Below are 26,242 nucleotides of genomic sequence, written 5' to 3' on the forward strand. Positions count from 1 at the left end.
AGCCCTTCATGCCGGAGGTCGCCATGGCGTGGTTTGTCGGGGTCGGACGACAGGTGAGGGACGGCGGGCGCGCAGTGCGACGGTCAGTGTGTGAGGGCCGTGCCCACCGATGTGGACGCGGTTCCCGGTCGTCGCGTCGGTGCCGCCCACCACGGTGTAGTCCTGACCCGGGTCGTACCGTAGTACGTCGCTCCGGTCCGGCCCGGCAAGCGGTTCGCCTGCCTCGACGTCGGCCTCGACCCGGATCTCGTCGTCACCGACCCGGTAGGTCATGGGCCCGGTCGTCAGGCACCGGCGTCCGTCGCCGATCGGTACGGCGCCCTCTGGCACGCCGCCCGGCCGGAAGGTCAGTTCGAAGGCCCGGGGCATCCTTGGTCCGCTGATGTCGATCCGCAGGTCGGCACCGTCTGCCCTCGGATCCGCTTCGGCGCGGGACGTGTGGGAGACCTCGTCCCGAGGCCGGTCCGGGAAGGCCGTCGCGGCCGAGAAGCGTCCCTCGTCCCCATACGGTAGGCGCCGTCGTCCCGTCGCCGGTCCGGCGGGAACGGCTGGTAGCAGGCGGCCGACGGCGTGCCAGAGCGCGGTGGGTCACACCGACGGGTTCCTCGTCGGGGCCGGCCGCCAGCGGGGCGGCCGGCCGGTCCGCGGCACCGGCCACCACGCGGACGAACTCGTGGTCGAGCGGGGCGTGCAAGGTCAGTCCTTCAGTCCGGCGTTGATGTCGGCGCCCATGACGTAGCGCTGGAAGACCAGGAAGATGGCGATCAGCGGGATCATGGAGATGACCGAGGCGCCGAGCAGTACCGACCAGTTGATGTTCTGCGCGCCGACGATGCTCTGGATGCCGATCTGCACGGTGAACTTGCTGGGGTCGTTGAGCATCAGCAGCGGCCAGATGTAGTCGTTCCACCGCCACTGGAAGGACAGGATGGCGAGGGTCAGCATGATGGGCCGGGAGAGCGGCACCATGATCCGCAGGAAGATCGACAGTTCGCGGGCGCCGTCGATGCGTGCGGCTTCCACGAGTTCGTCGGGAACCGTCACGAAGAACTGGCGGAACATGAAGCATCCGGTCGCGGTGAGCACGGCCGGGAGGATGATGCCGGCGAGCGAGTTGTAGAGGCCGAGGTCGCGGACCACCAGGAACTGCGGGGCCAGCATGACCTCGGACGGCAGCATCGTGGTGGCCAGGATGCAGACGAAGAAGAACTTGAGCCATTTGTTGTCGTACTTGGCCAGCGCGTACCCCGTGCAGCAGCTGACTCCCACCGTGAGGATCGTCGCGACCACGCAGACGATGGTCGTGTTGATGAAGTACTGGGAGAAGTTGGCACTGCGCCACGCCGCCGTGTAACCCGAAAAGGTGGGGTTGTGCGGCACCAGCGTCAGCGGATAGGAGAACAGGTCGCTGGCCGGCTTGAGGGAGCTGAGGATGAACCACAGCACCGGCACCCCGTACAGGCACGCCAGGATCCACAGCAGTGTCGTCGGGGCCACCGCCCGCCGGAGCCCGCCACTGCCCGCCTTGCCGGACCGCTTCTTGGAGACGGCCCGTCCGGACTCGGCGTCGACCGGGCGTGGCATGTCTGTGGTTGTCATCGGTTCTCCACCCGCCGGTTGACGATCATCTGGATGAGCGCGACGGCAATCAGGATGATCATGAGCACGAATGACGCGGCGCTCGCGTAGCCGATCTGGCCCCGTTTGAAGCCGGTCTCGTAGATGTACTGGACAAGCAGGTTGTTCGACGTCCCGGGTCCGCCGTTGTTGAGGGCGGCGAACACCGGGTACTCCTTCATCCCGTGGATCGTGTTGAGCAGGACGACGATGAACGAGGTGGGCGCGATGCTCGGCAGCGTGATGCTGACGAACTGGCGCCATGGGCCGGCGCCGTCGAGCGAGGCCGCCTCGTAGTAGGACACCGGTACGTTCTTGATCGCGGCGATGAACAGCAGCATCGAGAAACCCGTCCAGGCCCAGGATGCCGCCATCACCACCACGATCAACGACAGGTCCGCGTTCGACTGCCACGGAACGGCGCTTCCGCCGACCTTCTCGATGAGGTAGTTGACCAGCCCGAAGTTCTCACCGAACAGCCACCGCCACAGGACGCCCACGACGATGGGTGACAGAAGCCATGGGATGAAGAAGATGACGCGGGCGACCGACGCGCCCTTGGCGTGCTTGTTCACCACCAGGGTGGCGGCGAACAGCGAGAGCGCGAAGTTCAGCGGCACGAAGAGAACGGTGTACAGCAGCGTCCGGGTCAGCGCGTCGTAGAAGGTGGAGTCCCCGAACAGGTTGTCGTAGTTGTCCAGTCCGATGAACTGGAACGCCCCCACACCCGTGTAGTTCGTGAACGAGTAGACGAGCCCGATCACCGCCGGCCAGACGAAGAACAGCGCGAAGAGCACCACATTTGCCGCGATGAGGACGAGCGGCGCAAGGGTGTACTTACTGCGTCTCCTGGGCGGGCTCACGGACACGTCCGAGGCGCTTTTTGTCATCTTCCTGACTCCGTGCTGGTGGAAGGGATTGCTGTGGGCTCGGACCATGAGCCCGGCATCACGTGGGTGCCCAGGGCCGGGCGGCGGTGTCTCGACCCCGCCGCCCGGCCCTCCGGCCTACGATCAGCCGCCGACCTGCTGGTTGTAGCCGGCCACGATGTTCTCCAGGGCCTTGTCGGCCGACTGCTGGCCGTTGATCGCCTTGCCGAGCTCCGCCTTGGTCGGGTCGTCGGCGAGGCTCTTGCCCTTCAGCACCCAGTTCGTCTGCGCGGTGTTGAAGTAGCCGGAGATCGGGGCGTAGAGCGGGATCGACTCGTTGTACAGCTTGAACGCCGCCTGCGCCGCCTCGGACTTGAAGGGGTACTTCGGGCTCAGACCGCTCTCGACCGGCAGGAACCCGGACGCCTCACACAGCGCCTGGTAGTGGGCCGGCTCGTACAGCCAGGACAGGAACTTCGTCGCGGCGGTGGCCGCGTCGGCGTTGTTGTTGAAGCCCACCGTCATGCCGCCGCTGTTGACGTCGCTGGCCTGCACCGGCTGGGCGGGAGTCGGGACGCTCGCCCACTCGAACTTCTTGATGCTCTCCGCGAAGGCGGGAACCTGCCACACGCCGGACCAGTAGGCGACCACGTCACCGCTCTGGAACATGGCCGACGGGTCGGCGCCGCTGGTCCACACCGACTTCGGCATGGTCTTGTCGTCGTTCAGTCCGACGAAGTAGTTCACGGCCTTCTTGGTCGCCGCGTCCACCGAGAACTTGCCGGAGTCGTCAGCGTGGACGTACTGCCCGCCCATCTCGTACACCATGGCGCGGAGTCGGGACGGCGACTGGTCGAACGTCAGGGAGTACTTGGCGTCGGTCTTCTCCCGGACCTTGTTCGCCGCCTTGATGAAGTCGGTCCAGGTCCAGGTCTTCTCGGGCGAGGTCGGGAAGGAGACGCCGGCCTTCTCGAAGAGCGACTTGTTGATGAACAGGCCGGACGCGGTGACGTCCGAGGGGATGGACAGCACCTTCCCGGACGAGTCCTTGGCGAGGAAGTTGGCGTTGATCTTGTTGGTCTTGTTGTTGGCGATGGAGCTGAGGTCGATCAGCTTGTTCGACCAGATCGGGTCCAGCGCCGGCACGGCCGCCACGTCGGGCAGGGAGTTCGCCTGCGCGGCGTTGTGCAGCTTCGTCGCGTAGCCGTCGTAGGGGAGGTTGACGAGCTTGACGTCGACGCCGGCATCCTTCTTGTACTGCGCCACCATCTTCTTCCAGCCCGCGTCCTGCCCCGGAACCGTGGAAATCCAGAACGTCAGCGACTTGGAGTCACCGCCCGAGCCGGAATCCGACCCGCAGGCGGAGAGCAGCAGGGCTCCTGCCGTGGCCACGGCAGCGAGAGGAACCATGCGGCGCATGCCGCCGCGGCCAAGTCGGCGAGAGCGCCGCACACCCACAGTGGTCATCTTCAATCCCTTTTCGTCATAGCGGAAGAAGCACGGCGCCAGCCGAGGCGGCACGGGTGCATTTCGCGGGAGATTTCGCTTTCCGGGGGCACGGCCTCGCCCGGCCGTATCGCCTTGACGGGTGGGGTCCCCGGCCATGACGGCCGACGTCGCACAAGCACGCCCTCGTGCGGCTGCCGTACTTCGCGTACGGCCGGGACGCTCACCCCAAGTCGACGTCCCGGCCGACCTAGAAAGCGCTTGTCCGGACATTGGCAGACCGATAAGGAAGCCGTCAATCTTTCACCTGCGCGCCTTCGGTCACGGTTTGGACTCCCTTGGCCACGGCGAGCCGGGCGGCACCAACGACGGTGCCGAGATCCCCGATCTGACTGCTGACCACCTCGGTGGGCCAGCTGAGCCGGCCCAGTTCGGCCCGCACCCCCGGAAGGAGCTGGGGATCCGCACCGGTGCTGCCGCCAAGGACGACAAGTCCCGGGTCCAGTACGGCGGTCACGGCAGCGGCCAGCCGGCCCACGTCGGCGGCGTGCCGGGCGATGAGCCCACGGGCGGGTTCCCGGCCCGCCGCGGCCAGCGCGAAGAGCCGCTCGACGGTACGGGGACACGGGCCGTCGGCGGCCCGCCAGGCCTGGGCGGCCCGGCGCAGCAGCGCGTGCGAGCCGACATAGGCCTCCAGGGCCTCCTGGCGCGGCTCCCGGTCGTCGTCCCAGGGATACGGCAGCCGGGCCAGCTCACCGGCAGCGCCGTTGGCGCCGCGCAGTACCTGGCCGCCGATGACGATGCCGAGACCGATACCGACGCCGATCCGCAGATAACCGAAGGTATGGCGGCCACGGGCGGCGCCCTCCTGGAGTTCGGCAAGGGCCGCGCAGTTGACGTTGTTCTCCAGGTGGACGGGCACGCCCGCCGGCAGCGCGACCGACACGGCGTCGAAGACAGGCCCGGCCTTGGCGGTCGCCGGGCGCATGCCGCCGCCCGCGCGGTCGGGCTCGGTGACGTCACCGACGGCGACCACGATGGCCCGCAGCGGGGCGTCGGCGGGCAGCGCGGCCAGTGCCTCGCGCACGGCGTCGGGGGCCCGGGTTCGGGGGGTGGTCGCCTCGGCGAGCAGGGTGCCGTCCAGAGCGCAGCCGCGTACCCGGGTGCGGGCCGGGCCGAGGTCGACGGCGAGGACCGAGCCGGAGGCGGGCCCGAGGCCGTATACGACCGCGGAGCGGCCGGTACCGCTGGACGCGGTGCCGAAACAGGCGGCCAGCCGGGCGCTCTCCAGCTCCGCGACGGCGGCGGATACCGTCGGCTTGGACAGCCCCGCGAGGCTCGCCAGCTGCGGCCGGGTGGCGCTGCCGGCCTGGGCCAGGACGGCGAACACCGCACTGGCGCTCTCGGTGAGGCGGGGGGCTTCAGTCACGACGTGTTCCACAGTTCCCCCATCGGTCAGGGGCCGCGCTCCCCAGATGCGGGGTGCGGCTATGTGATGCCCTCGTGTCGCGCGCCCCCGTCCGGAGGCGGTGTCCCGTTGATCGAGTGCGCGACAACTCTTGACGCACCGTGAACTTCGTTAGTTAACTTCCTAACGAAGTTCACGGTACTCGCCTGCCGTGCTCCGCAAGAAGCCCGTCCCGGGGCTTCCCGACTCGCTCGACTCCTGTTCGGCCAGACACGGTTCGCCCGCCATCACGGCACAGTGTCATGCTCTTCGGCGCTCTTCGGCGCTCTTCGCCCAGACGACGAAAGAGGATCCGTGCAGGACTCTTCTTCTTCCCCCCTCGTGGTCGGTATCGACGTGGGTGGCACCAAGACCCATCTCCGCGCGCTCGTCGGCGCGGACCCGGTCGCCGATCACGTCCGGCCGAGCAGCGGCTGGCGGCCGCACGAACCGGCCGCCGCCGCCCGCTGGTTGACGGCACTGGTCCACGAGGCCCTGCCCGTCGACACCCGCCCAGCCGCACTGGCCGTCGGCGGGCACGCCTGTGAGACCCCCCGCCAGTGCGCCGGTATCGCCGCCGCGCTGCGAGAGGTCCTCGACGTGCCCGTCCTGGTGGTGGGCGACGCCGAACTCCTCGTCCCCGCCGCCGGTCTGGACAAGGGCGTCGGTCTCGTCGCCGGTACCGGTTCGGTGGCGGTGGGGCGGCTCGCCGACGGCAGCACCGTTCAGATCGGCGGCTGGGGCGCGGTGCTCGGCGACGAGGGTGCCGCCGCCGGTCTCGTACGGGAGGCGGCACGCGCCGTGTGGGCCGCGCACGACCGGGGGGAAGCCCCGGACGAGCTGGCGCACCGGCTCCTCGACGCGTTCGGCGTGCATGAGATCCCGGCCCTGGGCGCGGCCCTGGAAAGCGCCACCGATGTGTCGGCCGAGTGGGGTCGGCATGCCCCGGTGGTGTTCGCGGCCGCCGAGCGGGGTTCCCGGACCGCCGTGGACGTGATCGCCGACGGCGGCCGCTTGCTCGCCGCGCTCGTCGTGCGGCTCGCCGAGCGCGGGGTCGCCGTCGACGACGTGGTGGTCGCCGGAAGCACCGTCCTTGCCCAACCCGCCCTGTACGCCGCCTTCACCGAGTCGCTCGCCACGTCCCTGCCCGGGGCCCGGCCCAGGCCGCTGCGGTCGCCACCGGTCGAGGGTGCCCTGGCGCTGGCGCGTTCACTCATATGACGTCTTCACTCATATAAAGCGGGACGGGCCCTGACCGCACGTGGGCACGGCGGCGCGGGCGCCCATCCGGGCAAAAGGCGTATGGCGGCGGCGCGTTCGGCCTCACAGCGGGCGCACAGCAGCGGCACGTTTGCACGTACGACACCTTGTCGCCCCCCGCGCTTCGCGAACGTGACATGAATCAGCCGTAGATCTTCGCCCGTATGACTCGTCCTCATCACAGGGGCACGGTCGCCTCACGACTTCACCTGGCTGCGGAGGACTCCATTTTACTCAGGAGAGGCACATCCATGCCGTCATCAGTCGGGCAGCAGCCCGCCCCGTCGGTCCCCGTCCGTGAACGCGCCCTGAACCGACGGGTGTTCCTCAGAAACTCGCTCGGTGCGTCTGCGGGTCTGCTGGCCGCTCCGACCGTCGTCACCTGGCTCGCCGCCGCGGACGCGAAGGCCGCGACGAGCGCCGCCGCCTTCGTCGACGACTACACCACCAACATCCTCGCCAACCTGACGCCCGAGACCAACGCGGTGGTCCGCGTCCTCGGCGGCATGAGCAAGGTGTGGAAGACCGGCGGCGCCTGGAACACCGGCACGCCGCTGATGCGCGAGGTGCTGCGCGCCAACGTGCGCTACTGCGCCCGGATCACCGGCGCACGCACCGAGGCACAGGCGAAGGAAGCCTTCATCTACGACCGGCAGCACCAGAGTTACGCGGTGATCGCCGCTCTGGGTCCGCTGGCCGACCTGTACAAGTCGGGTGCCAAGGCGGTGACGTCGATCACCACCGCGCCGGACACCACGCCCGCCACCACCATCAGCGACGCCGTCCCGGCCGGCGCCCCGGCCGGATCCGCGCTCGGCGCGGGCTCGTACGCCTCGGACCTCGGCCAGGTGGCGAAGCTGGTCGACACCGTGCGCGGCCCGTACGCGTCCGGCAACCCCGCCAAGTACGCCTTCCAGTACCCGCGTCCGTGGCGCATGAACGAGGACAGCGAGGTCGTCGACACGGGCGCGGTCGACGCGCTCGGCTACCCGGTGTACGACTCCGAGGTGGTCGTCGCCACGCAGCTGCTGCGACAGCGCAGCACGGTGCCGGCCGAGGACGGCGGCTTCCCCAGCGGCCACACCAACGCCTTCCACCTGGCTGCTCTCGCCTTCGCGTACGCGGTTCCCGAGCGTTTCCAGGAGTTGGTGACTCGCGCCCTGGAACTCAGCCACACCCGGATCATGTCGGGCATGCACTCCCCCGTCGACGTCCTGGGCGGCCGCATCATGGCCACCGCCCTGGCCGCCGCCACGCTCGCCGACCCGGCCAACGCCGAGCTCAAGGCCGCGGCGCGCGCCCAGGCCCTCGCGTACTTCCAGGCGCAGACCGGTACGACGGCGGACACGCTGTACTCCTACGCGCACTCGGCCGGCGTCGGCACCGACCCGTACGCCGACCGGGCCGCCAACGCCCGCGCGCTCACGCCGCGCCTGACCTACATCCTCACCCGGCACGGCCGCTCCAAGGACATGACCGTGCCCAAGGGCGCCGAAGTCCTGCTGGAGACGCGGCTCCCCTACCTCGACGCCGCGCAGCGCCGCGAGGTGCTCCGTACCACCGCCCTGCCCTCCGGGTACGTCCTGCTGGACGGCGCCGAGCAGTGGGGCCGCCTCAACCTCTTCGCCGCCGCCGACGGGTACGGTGCCTTCGACTCCGACGTGGACGTCACCCTGAACGCCGCTGACGGGGGCTTCGGCGCGGCCGACACCTGGCGCAACGACATCTCCGGGTGCGGCCGGCTGGTCAAGCGCGGCAGCGGTGCGCTGACCCTCACCGGAGCCAACACCCACACGGGCGGCACCGTGCTGGAGGAGGGCGTGCTGACGGCCGGTTCCACGGGCGCGCTGGGTCGCGGCGACGTCCAGGTGCGGGGCGGGACGCTGCGGGCGGGTGCGGCCGCAGGATCGGCCGTGCGGGTGCGCGGCAGCTACGCCCAGGCGTCCGGCGCGAGCCTGGAGGCGACGCTCCGCGAGGGCCGCGTGCCCGCGCTGACGGTGGACCGACGGGTGCTGCTCAGCAAGGACAGTGTGCTCACGCTGCGACTGGACACGGCGCACCGGCCGGCGCCGGGCACCGTCATTCCGGTGATCCGGACCTCGTCGCTGCGCGGCCAGTTCGGTCGCGTCACGGTCCAGGCGGACGGCTACCGGGCGGTGCCCGTGTACTCGGTCGAGGGGTTGTCCGTACGACTGGTGCGGCGCTGACCTCGGGCTGAGGGCTGAGGGCTGAGGGCTGAGAAAGGACACCTGGGCCTGTCCCGCCGTGCGGCGGGACAGGCCCACGTCATGAGAGCGATGTCCGATTCCCGCCGGACGGAGCGGCATACGCGGCGCACAGTGGAGACCACGACCAAGGCTGAGACCGTGAGACTTCAGGCTCTTGGACTCGGTTCACTGCGAAAGGACGCGACCGATGACGGTCTACACGACGATGGACAGCCCGCTGGGCGAGTTGCTGCTGGTGGGTGAAAAGTCGGTCACCGCGAAGGCCGGGACGGCGCTGGTCTCGCTGTCCATGCCCGGCCAGAAGTCCGGCACCGTCGTCCAGGAAGGCTGGACGAGGGACGAGGACGCGTTCGCCGAGATCGCCTCCCAGCTGCGCTCCTACTTCGACGGCAGGCTCACCGGCTTCGACATCGAATACGTGAGTGGCGGCGGCAGCGACTTCCAGCAGCGGGTGTGGAAGGCGGCCGAGACCGTCCCGTACGGCACGACCGTCAGCTACGGCGAGATCGCCGCACGGATCGGGGCGTCGAAGGCCGCCGTACGCGCTGTGGGTACGGCGATCGGCGCGAACCCCCTGCTGGTCGTACGCCCCTGCCACCGTGTGATCGGCGCGAGCGGCGCCCTCACCGGCTACGCCGCCGGGCTGGAACGCAAACAGCGGCTCCTGGACCTGGAAAGCGCCCACCCGGCCGCCTGACGTCCCCCGAAGGACCGCACGATCATGTTCGACACCACGCACCTGGCGGGCCACATCGCCGACCGCGTCGCGGCCCAGGACTGGAACGCGCTGACCGGCGAACTCGACGAGCACGGCCACGCGCTCACCGATCAGCTGCTGACCCCCGAGGAGTGCCGCAGGATCACCGCGCTGTACGACCGGACCGACCACTTCCGCACGACCGTCGACATGGCCCGGCATCGCTTCGGCTCCGGCCAGTACCGCTACTTCACCCATGAACTCCCGGACGTCGTACGGGAATTGCGCGAGGCTTTCTATCCGCGCCTGCTGCCCGTCGCCCGGGACTGGGCGGCCAGGCTCGGACAGCCCGCTCCCTGGCCCGAGGGCCTGGCGGAGTGGGTGGCGATGTGCCACGCGGCCGGGCAGGCCAGGTCCGCGCAGATCCTGCTGCGTTACGAGGCCGGCGACTGGAACGCCCTGCACCGCGACGTGTTCGGCGAGATGCTCTTCCCGCTCCAGGTCGTGATCGGCCTGGACTCCCCCGGGGTCGACTTCACCGGCGGTGAGTTCATCATGACCGAGCAACGCCCCCGCGCGCAGTCGCGGGCATCGGCCACGACCCTCCCGCAGGGCCACGGGCTGATCTTCACCACCCGCGACCGGCCCGTCGCCTCCCGGCGCGGCTGGTCGAGGGGACCGATGCGGCACGGCGTGAGCACCGTCCGCTCGGGACACCGTCACACGCTGGGCCTCGTCTTCCACGACGCCGCGTGACCCTGGTGGCGGGCGCCGCCGCCCCGCGCAGGTACAAGCTGCTCGACCCGGACGGAAGGCCGTACCGGAGCCGCACACCGGGCGTTCCGGAGCGATCTCGACACCCTTCCGAGGCAACGCCGGATACGACGACGCGGCGGGGTATCGCGAGGCCTCCCGGCAGGTGGTCAACCAGTGGATTCGCACGGGCGGCCGCTTCGACGCCGTGGTCGACTTCGACGACCGGTTACCAGCTCCTCGCCGGCGCCGTCCCGGCCCGACTGTTCGCGACCAAGCAGCCGGCCACGCCCTACAGCGTCGTACGGGATTCGAGGGCGGCGCGGGTGTCGTTGCCGTAGACGCCCGTCTCGTCCCCCCGGATGCCGTACCAGAGTTGGAACCGCGCGACCGCGGCGGTGAGCGTGGCGTCATAGGTCCCGCTCGTGGAGCCGTCGGCGTACACGTCCGGGATGTCGAGCAGCCGTTGCTGCAACTCGGTCACCTCCGAGCCGCTGGCCCCCTCGCGGAGCGTGCCCGCACCGTCCGGGTCGGCGGCCGGGGACGGGGCCTGGGCGGCGGCCGTCGCGGCTGGGCCGGTCGTGGCTGGGCCCGTCGGGACCTGCCCGGCCTGGGAGCCCTCGTCCGAGCCCCCGCCGGGCAGCAGGAGTGCGAGGGCGAAGCCGCCGAGGGCCGCCGTCGTCACCGCGCCGACGATCACGGCCCTGCGCAGACCCGCGCCGCGCCCCCGCCCGTCTCCGACCTCGCGCCCCCGGTCGAAGCCGCCGTCGGGCCCGGGCTGCCCGACCCCCACCGATCTCCCGCGACCGGTGTAGTCCTCCCCCACCAGGACGGGCGGCAGCTCCTCGGTCGCGTCCTCCGCCGGGGGCAGATCCTTCGTACTGGTGAGCGACAGAGGGATGGACTCGTAGTTCTCGTCCGGATCGGCCCCCCTCTCTTCCTCGCGCACCTGCCGCAGCAGTTCCGCCAGCGCCTCCGTGCGGCGGCGACGCTCTACATAGGTGGGCTCGAGCGCCCGTCGCCTCACGGGCTGCCCTGGTCCGGACGGTGTCGACACACTGCTCCCCTTCCGTGCACGCGGTCTCCCGCCATCCCCGTGAAGTGATACGCGGACACCGGCCCCTGAGTTCAGCCGACCGCCTCACCACCGCGAACGAACGAGCGATCGATGCGCTGGGCGTACGGCCCGCACTCCGGCCGTACAACGTGAAGAATGGACAGAAAGGGGTAAGACCACCTTCGGGGGAGCGGAGAGGGTCGCAGTGGGTGCGAGCGAGGAACGAGACGGAGCGGCCCAGCGGCGCTTCGACATGGCGGACGCCGCGCCGCTGCTGCTCGACGCCCGGATGACGGTGACCAGCTGGACCGCGGACGCCGAGCGGCTGCTGGGGTACAGGCCCGCCGAGGTACTCGGCAGGAGCGCCGCCGACCTGCTGCTCCCGGAGGACGCGGCCCGCGTCCCCGACCTGGCCGAACGGTGCCGCAACGGCGGCGGCTGGGCCGGACTGCTCTCTGCGCTGCACCGCGACGGACACGCGGTCCGGCTGATGGTGCGGGTCGTCCCCGTACGGCAGGGGGGCAGGCCGCCGCCGCGGTGGGTGGTGCTGCTCGCCGACCTGGCCGGTGGCCCCGGCTGGGACATGAGCCGGTCCGTACTGGAGCGGATGAACGCCAGCTCGCCGGTGGGCATCGCGATCGTCGACACGGACCTGCGGTACGTGTGGTCGAACGCCGCGCTGGAGCAGTTCGGCGGCGGCCCGCCCCATCAGCGGCTGGGTCGAAGACTCGCGGATATCCAGCCGGGCCTGGACACCGAGCGGCTCGAGGCGCAGATGCGCCAGGTGCTGCAGAGCGGCGAGCCGGTGGTCGCGTACGAGCATGTGGGCCGCGTACGGTCGACGCCGCACCGCGAGACGGCCCACTCCTTGTCGTTCATCCGGCTGGAGGACGACCACGGCCATCCGATCGGCGTGTACTACACCGTCGTCGATGTCACCGAGCGCTACCGCGCTCGGCAGCGCTTCGCGCTCCTCGACCGGGCCGGCGAGCACATCGGCCGCAGCCTGGACGTCCTGCAGACGACGCAGGAACTGGCCGACGTCGCCGTGCCGGGTCTGGCCGACCTCGTCGTCGTGGACCTGCTGGAATCCGTGCTCAAAGGCGCCGAGCCGACGCCCGGTCCGCTGAGCGGCACGGACGCGGTGCCGCCGCTGCGGCGGGCCGGACAGCAGTCGGCCGGGGCCCAGATCCCCGAGACCGCCGTGGCGATCGGTGCGGCGGCGACGTACACGGCGGACTCCCCGCCGATCCGGTGTCTGGCCGAGGGCGAGTCCTGGCGCGAGGAACAGCTGGACCCGTCCGCCAGGGAATGGGCCACGGGAATCCCCGGGGGCCCCGCCGCCTCGTTCCTCGAGCTCGGACTGCACAGCGTGATGATCGTGCCGCTCCGTGCCCGCGGCATCACCCTGGGGATCACCACCTTCTACCGGCGTCACAACAAGGAACCCTTCGCCGAGGACGATCTGAGCCTGGCCGAGGAATTCGTCGGCCGGGCGGCCCTGTGCGTCGACAACGCCCGCCGTTACACCCGCGAGCGCGACGCCGCCCTCGTCCTGCAGCGCAATCTGCTCCCGCACCGCTTCCCCGAGCAGGACGCGGTGGAAGTCGCCGCCTGCTACCGGCCCGCCGACGAGCTGACCGGACTGGCCGGCGACTGGTTCGACGTCATTCCGCTGTCCGGGGCCCGGGTCGCGCTGGTCGTGGGCGAAGTGGCCGGTCACGGCATCGACGGCGCCGCGGCCATGGGACGGCTGCGGGCCGCCGTGCAGACCCTCGCCGACCTGGACCTGCGGCCCGAGGAAGTCCTCGCGCACCTGGACGACCTGGTCAGCCGGGCCGCCCGGGAGGAAGGCAGCGGCGCGGACACCCGCACCAGCGGGATGCAGGCCGTGGGCGCCAGTTGTCTGTACGCGGTGTACGACCCGGTGAGCGGGCAGTGCGCCATGGCGGGCGCGGGTCATCCCACACCCGCCATCGTCGCCCCGGACGGAACGGTCTCGTTCGCGGAGCTCCCCCACGGTCCCGCACTGGGCGTGGGCGGACTGCCCTTCGAAGCGGTCGAGTTCACCCTCGCGGAAGGCAGCGTGCTCGCCCTCCACACCGACGGGCTCATCGCCACGCCCCGTACCGGTCGGGACCCGGATGCGGGCCGGGAGCGACTGCAGCGGGCTCTGGAGGCACACCACCAACCACTCGACGGCCTCTGCCGCACCATCGTGGACGACCTGGTGCCGACACGGCCGTACGACGACGTGGCACTGCTGATGGCCCGCACCCGGCGCCTGGGTGCCGAACAGGTCGCGACCTGGGACCTGCCCCTCGATCCGGCGGTGGTCGCCGAGGCCCGCAAGGCGACCACGCAACAGCTCGGCGTCTGGGGCCTGGACGAGCTGGCCTTCACCACCGAGCTGGTCGTGAGCGAACTCGTCACCAACGCCATCCGGCACGCCTCGGGCCCGATCCGGCTGCGGCTGATCACCGAGCATGCCCTGGTCTGCGAGGTCTTCGACGGCGGCGCCACCGCTCCGCATCTGCGCCATCCCAAGACGACCGACGAGGGCGGTCGCGGGCTGTTCCTGATCTCCCAGTTCACTCAGCGCTGGGGCACCCGTTACACCTCCGAGGGGAAAATCATCTGGGCCGAGCAGTCCCTCACGGAGCCGGCGATGTGACGTCGCTTCGTGCCGCCGGACTCCTTCGTCGCGAGCATCCACGTCCCGCACCGCTACAACCGGCTGCTCCCCCTGCACAACGCCAACCTGCCGCACAGCGCCACCGGTTACTGGGGCAGCACCATCCAGGACATGCGGATGAACGCGGTCTTCTTCTGGATGGCATGAGGGCTCAGTTACCCCTGAGGAGATTCGCATCGCATTCTTGTGCGGTTATTTCCGGACAAGAGCGCGATACGGCCGAGTTACAGCTTTCTCAAGTCCTGGTGTCCGGACGGTGAGCTGGTCATGATGGACGCATGACGTTGGCCTCGCGCGCCATGGCGCGACTGGCGAGCTGGCCGGACCTCACAGAGGCCCGGCCGAGCTGCGGCACCGGGCGCGCGCTGCGCTCGGCCCATGGCGAGATCGTCCACTTCCATTCGGACCGCGAGGTGGACCTGCACCTCACAGCCCGTGCCATTCACCGCTTCGAGGATCACCTCAAGGGCGCCACCGTGGTCCGGATGGTGCCCGGTTCGCGGTGGGTGACCATACGTCTAGAGGTCGACGCCGACATCGACCTGCTCCTGACTCTGGTGAGCGTGGCTCTCCAGTCCCACCAGGCGTGGCCGGTTCCCCGCGACGCACCACCGGCGGGCTGCAACGACCACCGCAGAGTGACGCTGTCACGCGACATTCTCACCGGAGGCTGAAGGAGCGTTTCCGCCTGAAGGCGGCCACCGCACGGGCTTCGCCTTGTCCACGGCCTTCTGGATGGTGCGTAAGGGGTCGACGAGCGTGCCCGCGGCGGTGTCGTCGCCGTTCACCGCCACCACGGCGGTCGGCGCGGCGGCGGTCCAGGGCGTCCGTCCTGGTCGAGTTCGACGCCGAGGCCCGGGGCGGTGGGGACCCTGACGGCGCCGTCGCTCAGTTCCAGGGCGCCGGGGACGATCACGTCGTCCAGTTCGCGTGCCACGTGCTGCGAGGTTTCCACCGTCCAGGCGGTGGTGGGATCCAGCCGGAGCGGTCGGCCGGGGAAGGCCTCGGCGAGGGCCTTGGTCGCGGCCATCTCCTCCTCCGGCGGAAAGACGCCGCCCTTGAGCCTGAACGACCGGAATCCGTACCGCTGTTGCATCAGCCGGGCCTGATCGACCATGGCCGCCGGGTCGAGCGCCTCGCCCCAGTCGTCGCCGATCGCCTCGCGGCCGTCGAGCACCGGGTGCTCGCCCCGCTTGTAGAAGAGGTACGCCGCGAAGGGCGCGGAGTCGCAGACCCTGCCGCCCAGCGGGTCGCTGACGGAGCGACCGGTGAGCTTGCCCTGGGCGTCGAGGCAGGTCACCTCCACGGCGGAGGTGGTCCAGCCACACTCGTGGGAGCCGGCCACGGTGGGCAACAGAGCGGAGCCGATCGCGGCGGCGACAGCCGTGGTGTCGAAGACGTCCATGCCGACCACCACCTTCGCGGCGGCCAGCAGTCGTTCGAGCCGGGCGTCGCCTCAGGGTGACTCACCGAGGCCCACGGTGCCGTCCTCTACAGCAACGCAAGAGGCCCCGGCACTCACGTACTCGGTGAGTGCCGGGGCCCTTCGAGGGGTCATCGAAGCTCGATGACCTCCGGGGTCAGGAGCTGGTGCGCGTGGAGCGTCGGCGGCGGGTGGCGACGGTGATCGCACCGCCGGCCACGAGAAGAGCCGCGGCGCCGCCGGCGATCGGCAGGGCGTTGCCGCCGCCCGTCTCCGCGAGGTCACCGGGCGGGGTCGACTGCCCGCCGTTCGGCGTGGGAGCCGGCGGCGTGGTCGACTCGGAGGCCGACGGGCCGCTCGGCGTCTCGGACGGCGTCGACTCGGTGGGCGTCGTCGGAGTCGGAGTGCCCGGGGTCTCCGCCGGTGGAGTCGAAGCCGGGGGCGTCGAGGCGGGCGGAGTCGAGGCCGGAGGCGTCGTCTCGGGCGTGCTGGGCGGCTGCGCCGTGCAGTCCTTCTTGCCGCCGTTCCACGCCATGATCAGCTTGTCCTTGATCACCGCGCGGTCCGGCCCCTTGGGCAGGTCGCCGTGTTCAAAGCCGTCGTTGGCGTCGAACTTTCCGTCGAACTTCACGGCGCCGCGGTAGAGGTCGATCTGCGCGTAGCAGCCGACGTCGGGCACGGCGATGTCGAGGGAGTCGGTCTCGCCCGGCTTGACCTTGACGGTGTCGAAATCGTGGAAGACCTGCTCACCGGAGGTCTTGAAGGTGGCACCGTGGGTGCGGTACGCGGCGAGGGAGGCGGTGCAGGAGCCGGCGTCGCTCGCCGCGCGCACCTTGATGTGCACCTTGCCGTCGTCGGTGGGCTTGAGGTTCTGGTCGTCGACGCGGACCCAGTCGTAGAAGTTCGTCCCGTCCAGGGAGAACTCGCAGCGATCGGCCGCGGTCACCGTGCCGGCGCCCTGGCCGGGCTTGTAGCCGCCCCCGTTGTTGTCCCAGCCGTCGCCGCCGGGGGTACCGGTGGCCCAAGCGCTACTGGTGGCCGCCGAGAGGGCGAGCGTCGCCGCGCCCGCCCCCAGCAGGCAGCGAAGGGTGACACGTCTCGCTTTGGACATGCAGATCCCATCTTGGTGATCCATGACCCGGTCGACGGCAGCAGGGCAGCACGAAACAGCCGGGGGCCGCACCGGGGGTGAGTGGTCGAAGAAACACTGGGCCCATTGGTCACATGGGCCACAGCTCGACCACATAGTCGATCACCAGAAGGAGACTGTCAACCTCGCTTTATCCACAAGGACTTGACGCTGGATCACATTTAAACCACATCAGGAACGAGCCATTCCGGCAAGGTTCGGTGGATGGGTCGCAGGCTGATGCTTCGCACCGTGCAGCTGTCGACCGTCGGCCGCCACGCAGCTGTTGACCGCGAAGGAAGAACCGATGTCCGCCACTCCGCCCACCTCCGTCCTGTTCACCTGCGTGCACAACGCCGGCCGCTCGCAGATGACCGCCGGATTCCTGAACCACCTCGCAGGCGACCGGATCGAGGTCCGCTCCGCCGGCTCGCTCCTCGCCGACCAGGTCAATCCGGCCGCGGTCGAGGCCATGAAGGAGGTCGGCGTCGACATCGTCGGCCAGCAGCCGAAGGTGCTGACCACGGAGGCCGTCCAGGCCTACGACTACGTCATCACCATGGGCTGCGGCGACGCCTGCCCGAGCTTCCCCAGCAAGCACTACCTCGACTGGGCCCTCGAAGACCCCGCGGGCAAGGGCGTCGAGTCCGTGCGGCCGATCCGCGACGCGATCAAGACCCGTATCGGGGCCCTGATCAGCGACATCGACGGCCGACGGGACGCGTGACCGGCGACGCACCAGCGAGGCACTCAGTTCCCTCGATCTTGTGCACTGAGTGCCATCCGTCACGCGCGATGCTAGGTTCCCGTCCATGAGCGAGGGACCCCGGCGCAGCGCCTGCGCCGACACGACGACGGCGAAGCCGCCCATGCGGGACGCGCTGGTCGCGGCGGCCTTCCAGCTCTTCCTGGAGCGCGGCTACGAGCAGACCACGGTCGACGACATCGTGGCACTCGCCGGGGTCGGCCGCCGTTCGTTCTTCCGCTACTTCCCGTCCAAGGAGGACGTGGTCTTCCCGGACCACGAGCGCTGCCTGGCGGACATGACGGCATTCCTGAGCGCCGGCGGCGACGAGGACGAACCGGTGCAGCGCGTCTGCGACGCCGCCCGCCTCGTGCTGCGCATGTACGCCGAGAACCCGACCTTCTCCGTACAGCGCTACCGCCTCACCAAGAAGGTCCCGGGCCTGCGCGCCTACGAGTTGTCGGTGGTCTGGCGTTACGAGCGTGCCCTCGCGGAGTATCTGCGCGGGCGCTACGCCGGCCGACCCGACGGCACCCTGCGGGCGGATGTCGTCGCCGCGGCGGTGGTCGCCGCGCACAACAACGCTCTGCGCTCCTGGCTGCGTTCGGACGGGCAGGGCGATGCGGACACCGCCGTGGACCACGCGCTCGGATACGCACAGGCCTCGTTCGGCGACTCCCCCGGCGGCGCTCCGGCCACGGAACAGGAGGACGTGGTCGTCGTCATCTCCCGGCGTGGAGCGCCGATGTGGCGCGTCGTCCAGGAGATCGAGTCCACGTTCGGGCGGGACTGAAGGGCGCCTTTTCCACGATCTGAGGGTACCGAGTGCCTTTACTGGTGGCACTCAGTGCCATACCCTGTGGCTCGTGCGCGGCGATCCGCGGACATCAGACTCCGGCCGAGCGCAGGGAGATGACATCGTGTACTACCCAGGAATCGCCCTTCATCCGGGCCTCGGACCCGCGACGGACGTACTCGAAAACGACCCGGCAGGGCATACGGGGCCGAATCTCACCGCCCCCGGTACCCGCTCCGCGCCGAGCGGCACGCCGTCCGCGGATGCCCTGCTCTTCCAGCGGTGCCACTGGTGCGGCACCGCGATGTTCCAGCGCCTCCTCTGCCCTGTCTGCGCGGGCAGCGACCTGCGGACGGAAGCCAGTGCGGGGACCGGCGTCGTGCGCCACTCCACCGTCGTCCACCGCAACACCCCGGCGGCGCGGAATGTCTCCCTCATCGAGATGGCGGAGGGATTCACCGTCCGCGGCAGGGTCACGGGCCCGCCGACCGACGTCCACAGCGGAGACCGGGTCCACCTCAGCACCGCGGCGGACCCGGTGCGCCGGCAGCCGGTGTTCCAGCTCGTCGACGGTCCCTACCGGAGCTGGAGCTGACACCCCGTGTCTGCGGTGGCTGAACGAACCGCCGTGCGGGGACGGTTCGTTCAGCCGCCAGGGATGGCCGGGGCAGGCCGTCAGCTGTAGGTGATGTCGGACGTCGCGTACTTGCAGTACATGCTGTCAGGGCCGCTGCCGTTCGTGGGCGGCTCCGCACCCGAGTTGTTGCCGATGTACTTCTGGCAAGGAATGATCTTCTTGCTGGTGTCTCCGACGATCTTGATGCCCTTCAGGGTCGCACTGTCGCCGTAGTTGGTGTTGATGCCGACGATTCGGCTGCCCTTCCAGGACACCTCGATGTTGTTGAGGTTGATCGTGCGCTTGTACTGCGTGGAGCAGTTGCCGCATGACCGGATGAAGGTACCGAAGTTCTTCACCGCGAAGTTCGAGACGTTCAGCGTTCCGGCGCCGTTGAACTGGAACACCTTGTCGCTGGCTTCCTTGGCGCCACCACCGGAGATGGTGTAGACGCTCGACGACGAGGAACCCCGGAACGTCGCCGCGTCCTCGCCGACGTCCTCCCACCAGACGTTCTGCAGCGTGCAGCTGCCGAGACAGTGGATGCCGTCCGCGGCGGGGGCACCGATGATGACGTTCTTCAAAACCGTGCCGGCGGCCAGTTGCAGGATCGGCCCCTGGTCCTCGTCCTGGCTGCCGCTGCCCAGGTCTCCGGTGCCGTAGAGGCGGACCATCCCGTAGTCCTTGGTGCCGGAGAGCGAGATGGTGGAGGAGACCGCCTGGCTGCCGGTCGCGGTGGGCCAGGTGGCGGCGCTCGCCGGAGACAGGGCACCTTCTGTCATGATCATGGCAACCGATAGGCCGAGTGCGGCCAGGGCGCCGGTCAGTGCGCGCGTGCGGGCGCGCGGACGTGCTGCAGAAGTCATGTCCCGATTCCTTCTGTCGTCTGTTGCGGTTGGGGGTGTCAGAGCTTTCCGGCGCCCGCGCCGCCGGTCACCGAGGCGACGACGGTCGAGGCGGGCTCGGCGGTGTAGCTGTAGGGCGGGGTGGTGAAGGTGCCCACCTGCGAGATCTCGGTAGCGGCTCCGCCGAGGTCGTTGCCGCGCAGGTTGGCGAAACCGTCCACGTCACTGTCGCGGTTCGTGGTGACGGCGACCGGTGTGGAACGGAAGACGTTGTTCTCGACGAGCATCTGGGCGCCCATCCTGGAGTGCACGGCGGTCTCGGCCCCGACGACGTAGTTGTCGTAGAAGTGACCGGTGCCGAAGCGCAGGCTGGGGATGCGCGAGTAGATGTTGCTGAAGTAGTTGTGGTGGTACGTCACATGCAGGTGCCCGGTGTCCTCGGAGGCGTTGTTGTCGCTGTGGCCGACGAGGGAGCCCTTGAAGTGATCCTTGAAGGTGTTCCAGGACACGGTGACCGAGTCGGAGGCGTGATTGATGTCGAGCAGACCGTCGTAGTAGTCCTTGTCGTGGTCGCGGTCCGCCGAGAAGGAGTTGTGGTCGATCCACACCTTCGTCGACGCCTGGACCGTGATGCCGTCGGAGGGCTTGAGCGGCTTGCTGATGTTCAGGTTGCGGACGACCACGTTGGTCACCTTCTTCAGGCGCAGCCCGCCGCCGGTGAACCCGGACGCCGAACCCACGCCCAGGACCGTGGTGTTGGAGCCGATGTCGACCTGCCCGCTGAGTGAGATCAGGCCGCTGACGCGCACCACCTTGGCCGTGTTGCCCGTGACGGCCGTCTTGAAGGCGTCGAGAGTCGAGACGGTGACGGCGGCGGCGCTCCCGCCGCCGGTGGTTCCGGCGCCGTAGCCGATCGCTGAGGTTTCGGCACCTGCGGCGGACTGCGGGAGAACGAGAGCGGTGGTGACGGCCAGGGCAGCCGCCGTGGCGGTCGCCAAGGCCAGTCTGCGAGGACGCGTCGGTGGGGGGCCTGTACGCATGCGGGTGTGTCCCTTCGAGAATGCCCGTGGGTCATGTTCGCAAACGACGATCGCCATGCTGAACGGCATGAGGCGTGCATGACATATCTTGGACGCCTCATCGACTCCGGGACGGGGGGTCTCCCAGGTGGTGCGGCCCGGAGATCTGATGTCTCGTATACGAGATGCCACGCGCGGGTCACGCTTCTGAACGGGAAACGTAGGGGGCAAGCGCTTTCTAGTCAACGCTTCGCGCAGAACACATCCGGTCAACTGCTGCGCCCGGCCGGGCCGATGGACCCGACGACTCTTGGTCACGACGCCACCCTCCAATTGCCGGTCGGTCTTACGCGGCGGGACAGTTGCACGTTCCGCTTGTGAGGATTGGGGCGTTTGCCGGAAGAGTGACCCGAGCGGCGTTAGCGTGCACCTGCCACTGTTCATATGTGTGTGCACCAGATGCACGAGGGGGGAAATTGCTCATGGGGAAGATGCGCATGCCCAGAGTGCTGGGACGGTCGGCCCTCGCGTTACTCGCGGGGGTCGCGCTGGTCCTGGCCGGTTCGGGGGCCGCCCAGGCCACGACCACCGTCGAGATCCCGGCACCGACCGACGGCGGCGTCTCGGCGACCGTCAGGTTGTACAAGCAGACGGTGCCACAGCCCTACAACCCGGACCCCACCGCCCACTTCGGCGACCGCAAGTGCCTGGTCGTCTACCACGACTACGAGCCGACCCCGGGCTGCGGCGGCTTCAAGCTCGACGTGACCCTGCACAACGTGCGCAACCAGCCCGGCTATCTGGCCGGACTCAGCAGCCTGGGCGGCAGATTCGCCGCGTATGCCGACACCGCGCGCACCTTCGGTTGTCTGCGCGCGGACGGAACCTTCGACCACGACACGAGTTTCGTCGTCCGCACCGAGCAGCAGCAACTCCTGGACAACTATTACTATCCGGACAGCAACTGGGTCCTGTACTGGAACCAGCACTACCCCTCGGACGCGGGCCCGGCGTTCTACATGAACTTCCCCGCCGTGCAGGTGAGTTGCCCCGAGGGCATGACGCCGACCCAGTACGGCCTCAAGGTCTCCGACATCAACATCAGCATCGACGACCCGAACGTTTTCGGCACGACGACCTGGAGCACTCCGGGTCCGTTCTACGGATAGCGGCGGCGCCGAGTGCGTACGAGGGTCCGGCCGACGCCGGGCCCTCGTACGCCTGTCAGGAGGTCGGGGAGATGCGGATCCCGACCGTGCCCTGCTTGCCGCGGCGCAGGCGGCTGCCCAAAAGGGTGAGGCGGCCGACGACGCCGTACTTGCGGGCGATCAGTCGGCGGTACTGCTCGGTCGCGGCCGGGTCGAGGATCTCCGCCGTGGCGGGGACCTGGTCACCGGTCGGATTGCCGCGCATGTCGCAGGAGCCCACCAGGACATCGGCCCGGTTGCGGATCCGCTTCACCTTCCAACTGTCGGCAAAGGTCCATGCGCCGAGCGCGGCACCGTCCCGGACCACCCACACCGGCGTCGCGACTCCCGTCCCGTTCTTGCGGTAGCTGGTGATCAGCAGGTACTTGCCCGAACCGAGCCTGTCCAGCGTGGCCTCATCCATGCCGGCAGTCTAGTAGTGCTCAGGAAAGCTGACCGTCGTAGTCCGGCAGCTTGAAGGTGCGCTCGGCGTGGCCCCCGACGAGGTCGGTGTCGTTGTTGCCGACATTGGCGATGATCGTGTAGCCCTTCGACTCGATCTCCGCACGCTGGGCGGTCTTGTAGGCGCTGACCTCGCCGAACAGGTCCGGGAGGTCGCGTACGTAGAGGCCGTCGACCGGGTAGCCCACGGACGTCAGGTTCCACTCCGTCAGGCTGTAGATGATGCCCGGGCGTGCGGTGACGAAGAAGATGTCGACACCGCGCGACTTCGCGTACTTCGCGAGTGCCAGCGAGGGCTTGAGCGCCGGGGTGGGCAGCGCGTACCAGGGGTGGAAGTCCGTCTCCAGCGTGGTGTTGTCGATGTCGAAGACGATGGCCAGCTTCTGCCCGGCGGCGTTCGCGGTGCGCTGCTCGACATAGGGCGTCGCCTGGGCGATGACGGCCTTCACGTCAGTCTGCCAAGTGACGTAGTCGACGTCGGCCGTCGCCGTCGTCGCGCTCACCGCCGCCTGGGCCGGAGCCGCGGCGGCGGACCCCGCGGCGGTGACCGTCCCCCCGATGCCCAGCGCCACGACCACCGAGACCGCGCCAATCCGGCGCCCCATACCGCGTCCTGTCATGCCTTTCCCCTTCTCACGTCGGAGCGGCGAGGGTGCCTCGACCATCGCCGCTGCACACATGATCGGGCTTGAGGATGTACGAAGGAGGAAGATTAAGTTACCGCTTAGTAGAAAGTCTCGCGGCCGCCGCTCCGGCCCCATCGCGGGGTGGCAGGCGGGGACTTCCCGTGTGAGCCTGGGCTCGCGGTCGGCGAGCCGCGGTGTCGGCACAGGAAGAGAGGCAGTGGGGATGAACGCACCGAGCATCGTGATCGTCGGCGGCGGTTTCGCCGGCGTCGAGTGCGCGCGGGGGCTCGAGCGCGCGCTCGAGCCGGGCGAAGCCCGGATCACCCTGATCAGCCCCACCGTCTACCAGCTCTATCTGCCGCTGCTGCCGCACGTCGCCTCCGGTGTCCTCACTCCGCAGTCCGTGGCACCCTCGCTGCGCCGGCTCCTGCACCGCACGGCACTGGTGCCGGGCGGAGTGATCGGTGTCGATCCCGGGGCCAAGATGTGCGTCGTACGCAAGATCACCGGGGAGGTCGTCAATCTGTCGTACGACTACCTGGTCCTCACCCCGGGCAGCGTGACCCGCACCTTCGACATCCCCGGCCTCGCCGACGAGGCACGCGGTATGAAGACGCTCGCCCAGGCCGTGTATCTGCGCGACCATGTGATCGCCCAACTCGACCTGGCCGCAGCCACCATGGACGAGGAAGAGCGGGAGGCACGGCTGCAGTTCGTGGTGGTGGGCGGCGGTTACGCGGGCACCGAGACCGCGGCCTGTCTGCAGCGCCTCACCACGGCCGCGACGAAGCGCTATCACCCACGCCTCGATCCCCGCCTCATCAAGTGGCACCTCGTGGACGTGGCCCCCAAACTGCTGCCGGAGCTCGGCGACAAACTGGGGGCGAGCGCGATGCGCCTGCTGAGCGCGCGCGGAGTGCAGATCTCCCTCAAGACGTCCGTCGCCTCCGTCACCGAGGACAAGGTCACCCTCACGGACGGCCGGACGCTGCCGTCACGAACGCTGGTATGGACGGCCGGAGTCGCGGCGAGCCCGCTGGTCGATTCGCTGGGCGCCGAGACCGTACGCGGCCGGATCGCCGCCGACCCGGACTTCAAGGTGCCGGGCCTGGACGGGGTGTTCGCGCTGGGCGACGCGGCCGCCGTGCCCGACCTGGCCAAGGCGGACGGTTCGTACTGTGTGCCGACCGCCCAGCACGCCGCCCGGCAGGGCCGGCACGCGGCGAAGAACCTGGCCGCGCTGCTGAACGGGCAGCCCACCACGCCGTACCGGCACAAGGATCTCGGCCTGGTCGTCGACCTCGGGGGTCATGACGCGGTCTCCAAACCGCTCGGCATCAGCCTCAAGGGGGTGCCCGCGCAGGTCGTCGCCCGTGGATACCACCTGCTCGCGCTGCGCACGGGTACGGCCCGTTTCCGTACCGGCGCCAACTGGTTCCTCAACGCCGTCGCGGGCGACGACTTCGTGCGCACCGGCTTCCTCGCCGGCCGCAAGGGAACCCTGCGGGACTTCGAGCACACCGACGCCTACCTGACACCGGAGCAGGTCACCCTCCGCACTCGCGGCTAGGGCCTGTCGTTCGGATCAGGTCGCGGGGAATCGACGATGCCTTGTCGGCGCCGGTGAGCGGGGTCTGGTGCGTGCGGCTGCAAGACGGAGGAGGGCGTCGATACGGAGCATCGGCAACCGACGACAACGCCGCAGACGCGCGTGCCGGACCCCGCGTCCGCGGCGTGATCCAAACGACAGGCCCTGGCGATCACGGTGAAGGAAAGCAGCGGTGCATACCGCTCGAACGCGAGTCGTCAGGCCGAGCCCGGGCACACGGTGAACGCGGTGGCGCGGGCGCACGTATGGAAGGAGGGCTCACGACCGGGGCCCCGGCGGCGGTGACGCCGCGCCGTTCGGCTTCGGGAGCCCATGCATGAGGCACGCACGACGACGGATCGTCCAACGGGGGGCGCGGATCGCGGCCGTCGGCGGACTCCTCTGCGGAGGGCTGATGGTCACGCAGGCCATGGCGAGTGAGCCGTCCGCCGCGTCGCGTGCCCCGGAGAGTGCCGTGCAGGCCGCCGCCAAGAAGGGGGCCGGCTTGGTGTCGACCCTCGGCGCCTCCCGTACGGCGGGCAGTTGGATCGCCGCCGACGGCAGCCCCGTCGTCGCGGTGACCGACTCGGACGCGGCGGCCGAGGTGAAGGATGCGGGGGCCCGCCCCAAGGTCGTGGACCACAGCATGCAGGAGCTCAAGTCCGCGACGAAGAGCCTCAGTTCGGCGCCTCGGGTGGCCGGTACCGCCTGGGCGATGGACTACACGAACAACGAGGTGGTGGTGCAGGCCGACAGCACCGTCTCCGCCTCCGACTGGTCCCGTTTGACGAAGTTGGCCGACAGCCTCGGGGGCTCGGTGCGGATGGAGCGCACCGAGGGCACGTTCACCACCCGGCTGAACGCCGCCCAGCCCATGTTCTCGACGGCGGGGCGCTGTTCGGCGGGCTTCAACGTGACCAACGGGCGCAACGAGTTCATCCTGACGGCCGGGCACTGCGGGCCGGCCGGCTCGGTCTGGTTCGGCGACAACCAGGGCGCCCAGCAGCTGGGACAGACCGTCAGCAAATCGTTCCCCGGCGGCGACTTCTCCCTCATCCAGTACACCAACGGCCAGAACGACACCACGAACAACGTCGTCTCGATCGGCGGCGGCAAGGGCGTGGAGATCATCGGGTCCGCCGATCCGACCGTCGGCCAGCGGATCTTCCGCAGCGGCAGCACCAGCGGGCTGCGCGACGGGAAGGTGACCGCGCTCAACGCGACGGTCAACTATCCCGAGGGCACCGTCACCGGCCTCATCGAGACCACCGTGTGCGCCGAGCCGGGCGACAGCGGCGGACCCATGTTCTCGGAGGGCATCGCGCTCGGTGTGACGTCGGGGGGCAACGGGGACTGCAAGACGGGCGGTACGACGTTCTTCCAGCCGATCACCAAGGCGATGACCGCGCTCAACGTGAAGCTGACCGGCCCGGGCGCGCAGGGCCAGGGTGCGGCCGGTGCGGCCGCGCAGGCCTCCCCCGCGCCTTCGTCGGCGGCCTCGCAGGGAGCGGCCATCGCGCCGGGTTCCACGACGCCGGGCTCGGTCCAGGCGGTCGGCGAGTCCGACACGATCCTCTCCCGGCTCACCGACACCAAGAACATCGGCCCGGGTCTGCTGGTCATCGCCGGAAGCATCATCGCCCTGGTCGCCACCCGCTTCATCCGCACGGAACAGGACCGCAACCGCTATCGCAGGCAGTACTCACAGAGTTGGGGCTGAGGTCGCGGTCACGCTCG

Annotated in this window: 24 protein-coding genes and 2 pseudogenes; 14 read left to right on the top strand and 12 right to left on the bottom strand. The window is 69.7% G+C overall.

The window, feature by feature from the left end:
- Positions 1-6: 6 nt before the first annotated feature.
- The 5 genes and pseudogenes from AB0D57_RS07790 to AB0D57_RS07810 form a co-directional block, all read right to left on the bottom strand.
- Positions 7-572: pseudogene (locus AB0D57_RS07790) on the bottom strand (hypothetical protein); the annotation flags it as partial.
- 124 nt (positions 573-696) lie between these two features.
- Positions 697-1,599: a carbohydrate ABC transporter permease gene (locus AB0D57_RS07795; protein ID WP_362068369.1), complete on the bottom strand. Its 903-nt coding sequence runs from the start codon at positions 1,597-1,599 to the stop codon at positions 697-699.
- On the bottom strand, positions 1,596-2,507 hold the full coding sequence (locus AB0D57_RS07800; protein WP_362068372.1) for a sugar ABC transporter permease: 912 nt from the start codon (positions 2,505-2,507) through the stop codon (positions 1,596-1,598). The genes AB0D57_RS07795 and AB0D57_RS07800 overlap by 4 nt, the downstream gene beginning before the upstream one ends.
- A 123-nt stretch (positions 2,508-2,630) precedes the next feature.
- Positions 2,631-3,953 (bottom strand): extracellular solute-binding protein, encoded by a 1,323-nt coding sequence (locus tag AB0D57_RS07805; protein ID WP_362068375.1) that lies wholly within the window; start codon positions 3,951-3,953, stop codon positions 2,631-2,633.
- A gap of 274 nt (positions 3,954-4,227) precedes the next feature.
- The gene (locus tag AB0D57_RS07810; protein WP_362068378.1) at positions 4,228-5,361 is read right to left on the bottom strand and encodes an ROK family transcriptional regulator; all 1,134 of its coding nucleotides are present in this window, start codon (positions 5,359-5,361) and stop codon (positions 4,228-4,230) included.
- Between the two features lie 333 nt (positions 5,362-5,694).
- Between AB0D57_RS07810 and AB0D57_RS07815 the strand changes: the two genes are divergently transcribed.
- The 5 genes and pseudogenes from AB0D57_RS07815 to AB0D57_RS07835 all read left to right on the top strand — a co-directional run.
- Positions 5,695-6,600, top strand: coding sequence for a BadF/BadG/BcrA/BcrD ATPase family protein (locus AB0D57_RS07815; RefSeq protein WP_362068381.1), 906 nt, complete (start codon positions 5,695-5,697; stop codon positions 6,598-6,600).
- 290 nt (positions 6,601-6,890) lie between these two features.
- Complete coding sequence (locus tag AB0D57_RS07820) at positions 6,891-8,846, top strand: phosphatase PAP2 family protein (protein ID WP_362068384.1); 1,956 nt, start codon at positions 6,891-6,893, stop codon at positions 8,844-8,846.
- A gap of 208 nt (positions 8,847-9,054) precedes the next feature.
- Positions 9,055-9,564 carry a methylated-DNA--[protein]-cysteine S-methyltransferase gene (locus tag AB0D57_RS07825; protein ID WP_362068387.1) on the top strand — a complete coding sequence of 170 codons (510 nt, stop codon included), beginning with the start codon at positions 9,055-9,057 and terminating at the stop codon, positions 9,562-9,564.
- A 24-nt stretch (positions 9,565-9,588) separates the two neighbouring features.
- Positions 9,589-10,320: a 2OG-Fe(II) oxygenase gene (locus AB0D57_RS07830; RefSeq protein WP_362068390.1), complete on the top strand. Its 732-nt coding sequence runs from the start codon at positions 9,589-9,591 to the stop codon at positions 10,318-10,320.
- An 88-nt stretch (positions 10,321-10,408) separates the two neighbouring features.
- Positions 10,409-10,540: pseudogene (locus AB0D57_RS07835) on the top strand (SGNH/GDSL hydrolase family protein); the annotation flags it as partial.
- A 69-nt stretch (positions 10,541-10,609) separates the two neighbouring features.
- Here the strand turns inward: AB0D57_RS07835 and AB0D57_RS07840 are convergent.
- Positions 10,610-11,344, bottom strand: coding sequence for a peptidoglycan-binding domain-containing protein (locus AB0D57_RS07840; protein ID WP_362068393.1), 735 nt, complete (start codon positions 11,342-11,344; stop codon positions 10,610-10,612).
- 235 nt (positions 11,345-11,579) lie between these two features.
- Here AB0D57_RS07840 and AB0D57_RS07845 point away from each other — a divergent pair, with 235 nt between their 5' ends.
- From AB0D57_RS07845 to AB0D57_RS07855, 3 genes are all read left to right on the top strand, one after another.
- Positions 11,580-14,048: a SpoIIE family protein phosphatase gene (locus AB0D57_RS07845; protein ID WP_362068396.1), complete on the top strand. Its 2,469-nt coding sequence runs from the start codon at positions 11,580-11,582 to the stop codon at positions 14,046-14,048.
- 9 nt (positions 14,049-14,057) lie between these two features.
- A complete protein-coding gene (locus AB0D57_RS07850; RefSeq protein ID WP_362068399.1) occupies positions 14,058-14,216 on the top strand; it encodes a hypothetical protein in 159 nt (52 codons plus the stop codon).
- 131 nt (positions 14,217-14,347) lie between these two features.
- Positions 14,348-14,743, top strand: a complete 396-nt coding sequence (locus AB0D57_RS07855) for a luciferase family protein (protein WP_362068402.1) — start codon at positions 14,348-14,350, stop codon at positions 14,741-14,743.
- A gap of 110 nt (positions 14,744-14,853) precedes the next feature.
- Here the strand turns inward: AB0D57_RS07855 and AB0D57_RS07860 are convergent, their stop codons facing one another.
- Both AB0D57_RS07860 and AB0D57_RS07865 read right to left on the bottom strand, forming a co-directional pair.
- Positions 14,854-15,474, bottom strand: a complete 621-nt coding sequence (locus AB0D57_RS07860) for an enolase C-terminal domain-like protein (protein ID WP_362068405.1) — start codon at positions 15,472-15,474, stop codon at positions 14,854-14,856.
- Positions 15,475-15,649: 175 nt separating this feature from the next.
- On the bottom strand, positions 15,650-16,603 hold the full coding sequence (locus AB0D57_RS07865) for an LAETG motif-containing sortase-dependent surface protein (RefSeq protein ID WP_362068408.1): 954 nt from the start codon (positions 16,601-16,603) through the stop codon (positions 15,650-15,652).
- 325 nt (positions 16,604-16,928) lie between these two features.
- Between AB0D57_RS07865 and AB0D57_RS07870 the strand changes: the two genes are divergently transcribed.
- The 3 genes from AB0D57_RS07870 (at position 16,929) to AB0D57_RS07880 (ending at position 18,757) form a co-directional block, all read left to right on the top strand.
- Entirely contained in the window at positions 16,929-17,348 is a 420-nt protein-coding gene (locus AB0D57_RS07870) for an arsenate reductase ArsC (RefSeq protein WP_362068411.1), read from the top strand.
- Between the two features lie 142 nt (positions 17,349-17,490).
- On the top strand, positions 17,491-18,159 hold the full coding sequence (locus tag AB0D57_RS07875; RefSeq protein ID WP_362068520.1) for a TetR family transcriptional regulator: 669 nt from the start codon (positions 17,491-17,493) through the stop codon (positions 18,157-18,159).
- Positions 18,160-18,430: 271 nt separating this feature from the next.
- Entirely contained in the window at positions 18,431-18,757 is a 327-nt protein-coding gene (locus tag AB0D57_RS07880; protein WP_362068523.1) for an OB-fold domain-containing protein, read from the top strand.
- A gap of 80 nt (positions 18,758-18,837) precedes the next feature.
- On the opposite strand, the gene AB0D57_RS07885 is transcribed toward AB0D57_RS07880, so the two are convergent.
- Together AB0D57_RS07885 and AB0D57_RS07890 are read right to left on the bottom strand one after the other, a co-directional pair.
- Complete coding sequence (locus AB0D57_RS07885) at positions 18,838-19,644, bottom strand: pectate lyase (RefSeq protein WP_362068414.1); 807 nt, start codon at positions 19,642-19,644, stop codon at positions 18,838-18,840.
- A gap of 38 nt (positions 19,645-19,682) precedes the next feature.
- On the bottom strand, positions 19,683-20,663 hold the full coding sequence (locus AB0D57_RS07890) for a polysaccharide lyase family 1 protein (protein ID WP_362068417.1): 981 nt from the start codon (positions 20,661-20,663) through the stop codon (positions 19,683-19,685).
- Positions 20,664-21,139: 476 nt separating this feature from the next.
- Between AB0D57_RS07890 and AB0D57_RS07895 the strand changes: the two genes are divergently transcribed.
- Entirely contained in the window at positions 21,140-21,811 is a 672-nt protein-coding gene (locus AB0D57_RS07895) for a hypothetical protein (protein WP_362068420.1), read from the top strand.
- A 55-nt stretch (positions 21,812-21,866) separates the two neighbouring features.
- On the opposite strand, the gene AB0D57_RS07900 is transcribed toward AB0D57_RS07895, so the two are convergent.
- Together AB0D57_RS07900 and AB0D57_RS07905 are read right to left on the bottom strand one after the other, a co-directional pair.
- Positions 21,867-22,253, bottom strand: a complete 387-nt coding sequence (locus AB0D57_RS07900; RefSeq protein ID WP_362068423.1) for a PPOX class F420-dependent oxidoreductase — start codon at positions 22,251-22,253, stop codon at positions 21,867-21,869.
- Between the two features lie 19 nt (positions 22,254-22,272).
- Positions 22,273-22,911: an HAD family acid phosphatase gene (locus tag AB0D57_RS07905; protein WP_362068427.1), complete on the bottom strand. Its 639-nt coding sequence runs from the start codon at positions 22,909-22,911 to the stop codon at positions 22,273-22,275.
- A gap of 229 nt (positions 22,912-23,140) precedes the next feature.
- Here AB0D57_RS07905 and AB0D57_RS07910 point away from each other — a divergent pair, with 229 nt between their 5' ends.
- Both AB0D57_RS07910 and AB0D57_RS07915 read left to right on the top strand, forming a co-directional pair.
- Positions 23,141-24,487, top strand: coding sequence for an NAD(P)/FAD-dependent oxidoreductase (locus AB0D57_RS07910; protein WP_362068430.1), 1,347 nt, complete (start codon positions 23,141-23,143; stop codon positions 24,485-24,487).
- Positions 24,488-24,842: 355 nt separating this feature from the next.
- On the top strand, positions 24,843-26,225 hold the full coding sequence (locus AB0D57_RS07915) for a S1 family peptidase (RefSeq protein WP_362068433.1): 1,383 nt from the start codon (positions 24,843-24,845) through the stop codon (positions 26,223-26,225).
- The last annotated feature ends 17 nt before the right edge of the window (positions 26,226-26,242 follow it).

It is taken from the genome of Streptomyces sp. NPDC048275 (assembly GCF_040652275.1).
GTDB lineage: Bacteria > Actinomycetota > Actinomycetes > Streptomycetales > Streptomycetaceae > Streptomyces.

Coding starts and splice junctions, on each gene's coding strand:
- AB0D57_RS07795 (WP_362068369.1), bottom strand. CDS start 1,599: ATGACAACCACAGACATGCCACGCCCGGTCGACGCCGAGTCCGGACGG.
- AB0D57_RS07800 (WP_362068372.1), bottom strand. CDS start 2,507: ATGACAAAAAGCGCCTCGGACGTGTCCGTGAGCCCGCCCAGGAGACGC.
- AB0D57_RS07805 (WP_362068375.1), bottom strand. CDS start 3,953: ATGACCACTGTGGGTGTGCGGCGCTCTCGCCGACTTGGCCGCGGCGGC.
- AB0D57_RS07820 (WP_362068384.1), top strand. CDS start 6,891: ATGCCGTCATCAGTCGGGCAGCAGCCCGCCCCGTCGGTCCCCGTCCGT.
- AB0D57_RS07825 (WP_362068387.1), top strand. CDS start 9,055: ATGACGGTCTACACGACGATGGACAGCCCGCTGGGCGAGTTGCTGCTG.
- AB0D57_RS07830 (WP_362068390.1), top strand. CDS start 9,589: ATGTTCGACACCACGCACCTGGCGGGCCACATCGCCGACCGCGTCGCG.
- AB0D57_RS07855 (WP_362068402.1), top strand. CDS start 14,348: ATGACGTTGGCCTCGCGCGCCATGGCGCGACTGGCGAGCTGGCCGGAC.
- AB0D57_RS07860 (WP_362068405.1), bottom strand. CDS start 15,474: ATGGACGTCTTCGACACCACGGCTGTCGCCGCCGCGATCGGCTCCGCT.
- AB0D57_RS07865 (WP_362068408.1), bottom strand. CDS start 16,603: ATGTCCAAAGCGAGACGTGTCACCCTTCGCTGCCTGCTGGGGGCGGGC.
- AB0D57_RS07870 (WP_362068411.1), top strand. CDS start 16,929: ATGTCCGCCACTCCGCCCACCTCCGTCCTGTTCACCTGCGTGCACAAC.
- AB0D57_RS07875 (WP_362068520.1), top strand. CDS start 17,491: ATGCGGGACGCGCTGGTCGCGGCGGCCTTCCAGCTCTTCCTGGAGCGC.
- AB0D57_RS07885 (WP_362068414.1), bottom strand. CDS start 19,644: ATGACTTCTGCAGCACGTCCGCGCGCCCGCACGCGCGCACTGACCGGC.
- AB0D57_RS07890 (WP_362068417.1), bottom strand. CDS start 20,663: ATGCGTACAGGCCCCCCACCGACGCGTCCTCGCAGACTGGCCTTGGCG.
- AB0D57_RS07895 (WP_362068420.1), top strand. CDS start 21,140: ATGCCCAGAGTGCTGGGACGGTCGGCCCTCGCGTTACTCGCGGGGGTC.
- AB0D57_RS07900 (WP_362068423.1), bottom strand. CDS start 22,253: ATGGATGAGGCCACGCTGGACAGGCTCGGTTCGGGCAAGTACCTGCTG.
- AB0D57_RS07905 (WP_362068427.1), bottom strand. CDS start 22,911: ATGACAGGACGCGGTATGGGGCGCCGGATTGGCGCGGTCTCGGTGGTC.
- AB0D57_RS07910 (WP_362068430.1), top strand. CDS start 23,141: ATGAACGCACCGAGCATCGTGATCGTCGGCGGCGGTTTCGCCGGCGTC.
- AB0D57_RS07915 (WP_362068433.1), top strand. CDS start 24,843: ATGAGGCACGCACGACGACGGATCGTCCAACGGGGGGCGCGGATCGCG.